Raw genomic sequence first — 3,735 nt, 5'->3', positions numbered from 1 at the left:
ACATTATTGCAGAAAAGGGGAAATTTTGAACGCTAATGGGTCTGCCACTTACAGACTATTAGCAGGGGTAGATGATAACAAAGATCAATCCTACTTTTTGTGCCAGCTGTCTCAGGACCAATTGTCGAAAACACTTTTCCCAATTGGTGAGTTGACAAAACCTCAGGTAAGGAAAATGGCTTTTGATAATGATTTAATTACAGCCGATAAAAAGGATTCTCAGGGACTTTGTTTTATTGGAAAAGTACGCTTACCAGATTTTTTACAGCAAAAGTTAAAGCCAAAAAACGGGCCCATAGTTGAAGTACCCAATGATGTCCCCCAATACCTGCGAACAGTTCCGGTCTTTATGAATAAATTTGAGGAATTGGCCTTTTATGCCCAAAAACCGGTTTATGACATTTCCGATGGTAAAGTGGTGGGCCAACATCAGGGGGCTCATTATTTTACCAAAGGACAGCGAAAAGGTCTGGACGTAGGAGGTACCCCTGAGCCCTTATTCGTTATAGAAACTGATGTTAATGAAAATATCATTTTTACAGGACAGGGAAAAACCCATCCCGGACTTTTCAGACGAACATTATTTATAAAGAATGATGAATTACATTGGATTAGACCCGATTTGAGTCTTAATGTAGATGATTCTATGGAGGTTTGGGCCAGGATACGATATAGGCAAGCTCTCCAAAAAGCCAAACTATACAAGGTTGATGCCGGACTTTATGTTGATTTCGAAGAGAAGCAATCTGCCATAACTGAAGGACAGTTCGCAGCGTGGTATATTGGAAACGAACTTGTAGGTTCCGGAGTAATTTCTTAATTTTTCTGCAAATAATTGGTATTTTAATAATTACGGCCTGAAACCGGGGGTTTGATTAAAAATGTATGCAAAACAGAATAACCACACTTTTCGGAATTGAGTATCCAATTATTCAGGCTGGTATGATATGGGCTAGTGGTTGGCGGCTTGCTTCGGCAGTATCCAATGCAGGAGGACTTGGCCTTATTGGTGCAGGGAGCATGTATCCGGAAGTTCTCAGAGAACATATTCAAAAGTGCCAGCAGGCAACGGAAAAACCTTTTGGAGTAAATGTTCCTATGCTTTATCCGGACATCGACAAGCTGATGGAGATTATAGTAAAATTGAATGTTAAGATTGTATTTACCTCAGCTGGGAATCCTAAGACATGGACCAATTATTTAAAAGAAAATGGGGTTACTGTAGTGCACGTGGTAAGCAGTGTCAGATTTGCTTTGAAAGCCCAGGAAGCAGGAGTTGATGCTGTGGTTGCTGAAGGTTTCGAGGCAGGGGGACACAATGGAAGGGATGAAACAACAACCCTAACGCTAATACCGGCTGTTCATGAAAAAATTAACATTCCCCTTATCGCTGCGGGCGGTATTGCCACCGGCAGTGCGATGCTTGCTGTTATGATTTTAGGTGCAGATGGGGTACAGGTAGGAAGCAGATTTGTGGCAAGTGAGGAGGCATCTTCCCACCCGTTGTTTAAGGAGAAAGTTGTTGATGCAGGAGAAGGGGATACCCACCTGACGCTTAAGGAACTTGCCCCGGTAAGACTCCTTAAAAATAAATTTTATAATGATATTCAGGCTGCTTATCAGCAGGGTTATGGGGTAGAGGAGTTAAAAAATTTACTGGGCCGGGCGAGGGCCAAAAGAGGCATGTTTGAAGGGGACCTGGAAGAAGGGGAGTTGGAGATAGGTCAGGTTTCTGCACTAATCCATGACATTAAGCCGGCGGCAAAAATTTTATCTGATATGATGCAGGAGTTTAATGAAGCTAAAAAAATAGTGACAGATTTATAGTATAAAGTAATAATCTATAGTATTCCTTTCAACTTTAAAGAAATCAGGAAGAAGTAAGGTTTTTATCTAATTATATACTTAATCTTACCCGCAGTATATAACTATCCGCCGTTATAAATAATAAAGATTTATCCTCATTGAAGGCACAATTAGAAGTGGCTTGCCCTGTTTTAATTTTTCCTAATACCGTTCCTTCAGGAGAAAAAATAAAAACCCCTCCGGGTCCTGTGGCAAATAAGTTCCCATCATTATCCACTTTTAAGCCATCCGGCAGACCTTTTTCTTTTGACACTAACTCGGTAACATCATAGAAGATCTTACCATTGCTAATGGAACCGTCCTCCAAAACATCAAAGACTTTCCAAACAGCAAATTCCGGATCAGAATTTGCCACATAAAGTTTCTTCTCATCCGGAGAGAATGCTATACCGTTAGGTCTTGTAAATTCAGTTGTTAAAAGGGTTAATTCTCCTTCCTGACTCAGCCTGTAAACCCCTTGATAGTCGAGTTCTTTATTTGGATCATCCATTCGCAGTGGCAGGCCATAAGGAGGGTCAGTAAAATAGAGGGCGCCATCACTTTTATAAGCCGCATCATTTGGGCTATTGAATCTTTTGCCTTTAAAAGCGCTAGTCAAGATTTTATAATTGGCTGTAGGTTCCAAAACCGGACTTTGCATTAGTGCCACCTGTCTATCCCCATGCTGGCACAATACCAACTTTCCTTCGTTATTAAGTAGTAATCCGTTGGCACCGGGTTCGGACCCTTCAAATTTTTCACCCATAAAACCAGAGGGTTGAAGATACAATTTTGCTTCTTCCCCTTCTTTCCAGCTATAGATTGCATTTCTGGGTATATCTGTGTACAATAACATTTCCTGTTCTGGTAACCACAGCGGCCCTTCAGTCCAGTCATGTCCTTCCGCGATTACTTCAATTTTGGATCCTTCAGGAACTATTGACCACAAGCTTTCGTTATAGGCCTCAATCTCACCCTCCTCAAATATCGCGGATATATTTGGTTCTTCAAGTTCTTTGTTAGAATTCTCTTTTTTTTCGGTTTTACAATTTGACAGCATAAGAATCACAATTGTAAAAAAGCTTAGGTAAGCTATTTTTTTCATTTTGTTTAAATTCAATCTCAAACTACTTATAATTAATTAAACACTATTTGTCTCCCCTGGGATTTTAAGCAAGTTACCAAAAATGCCGGCTACTACTGTAAGGTTCTGATGTCTTTAATCAAGCGCTGAATTTCATCATCTTTAGTGCCGTCATAGATACCTCGAATCTGTTTTTGCTTGTCCACCAGTACGAAGTTGGGCGTATGAATAAAATCCTGCAGACCACCATCACCCTCATCAACCACAGCAAAATAACTTTTACGGGCAAGTTCATAAATATGTTTTTTGTTACCGGTGGTAATATTCCATTTAGTATCTAGGGCACCATTTTTAGAAGCATAATTATATAAAACAGAAACACTATCTATCTCCGGAGTCACTGAAATGGACAGTAACTTTATGTCGTTATTACTAATAAATTCCTGCTGTAACACTTCCATATTATTCGTCATTACAGGACAAATACTAGGGCATCGGGTAAAAAAGAAATCCGTTACATAGATTGTGTTTTTATAATCTTCCTGTGTAATTGTATCGCCATTCTGATTAATCAATTCAAATGGTGCAACCCTATGATTTCGCTCAATCTTATGCAAACTTTGGTCTACCAGGGCCGGATTTAAATCTGAAGGGTTATAAACCCCCGGTTGTTCTTCCTGCAACCAATAGGAAAAGAATATTAATAAGGATGTAAGTACAAGAAATACAATTATCCCCTGCCTTAAATGCGGATTTTTAAAAAATTCAGTCTGCAATGTTGCGTATTTATGAATTTAATATTTTAA

At 39.5% G+C, this 3,735-nt stretch carries 4 protein-coding genes; 2 read left to right on the top strand and 2 right to left on the bottom strand.

Annotated features, from left to right (window positions below; genetic code table 11):
- Together WBN20_RS12435 and WBN20_RS12430 are read left to right on the top strand one after the other, a co-directional pair.
- Nucleotides 1–820 (top strand): MnmA/TRMU family protein (locus tag WBN20_RS12435; RefSeq protein WP_424281922.1); only part of this gene is annotated, 820 nt, incomplete at its 5' end.
- Nucleotides 821–885: 65 nt separating this feature from the next.
- Nucleotides 886–1,827: an NAD(P)H-dependent flavin oxidoreductase gene (locus WBN20_RS12430; RefSeq protein ID WP_424274504.1), complete on the top strand. Its 942-nt coding sequence runs from the start codon at nt 886–888 to the stop codon at nt 1,825–1,827.
- A gap of 70 nt (nt 1,828–1,897) precedes the next feature.
- Here the strand turns inward: WBN20_RS12430 and WBN20_RS12425 are convergent, their stop codons facing one another.
- Together WBN20_RS12425 and WBN20_RS12420 are read right to left on the bottom strand one after the other, a co-directional pair.
- Nucleotides 1,898–2,950 (bottom strand): SMP-30/gluconolactonase/LRE family protein, encoded by a 1,053-nt coding sequence (locus WBN20_RS12425; protein ID WP_424281921.1) that lies wholly within the window; start codon nt 2,948–2,950, stop codon nt 1,898–1,900.
- 92 nt (nt 2,951–3,042) lie between these two features.
- Nucleotides 3,043–3,705 carry an SCO family protein gene (locus tag WBN20_RS12420; RefSeq protein ID WP_424281920.1) on the bottom strand — a complete coding sequence of 221 codons (663 nt, stop codon included), beginning with the start codon at nt 3,703–3,705 and terminating at the stop codon, nt 3,043–3,045.
- Nucleotides 3,706–3,735: the final 30 nt, after the last annotated feature.

The organism is Eudoraea sp. (genome assembly GCF_049665975.1).
Taxonomy (GTDB): domain Bacteria; phylum Bacteroidota; class Bacteroidia; order Flavobacteriales; family Flavobacteriaceae; genus Eudoraea.
This window is presented reverse-complemented; position numbering and strand designations above follow the sequence as displayed.

What these genes read in the sequence shown, in the direction of transcription:
- WBN20_RS12425 (WP_424281921.1), bottom strand. Translation starts at nt 2,950, where the DNA reads ATGAAAAAAATAGCTTACCTAAGCTTTTTTACAATTGTGATTCTTATG.
- WBN20_RS12430 (WP_424274504.1), top strand. Translation starts at nt 886, where the DNA reads ATGCAAAACAGAATAACCACACTTTTCGGAATTGAGTATCCAATTATT.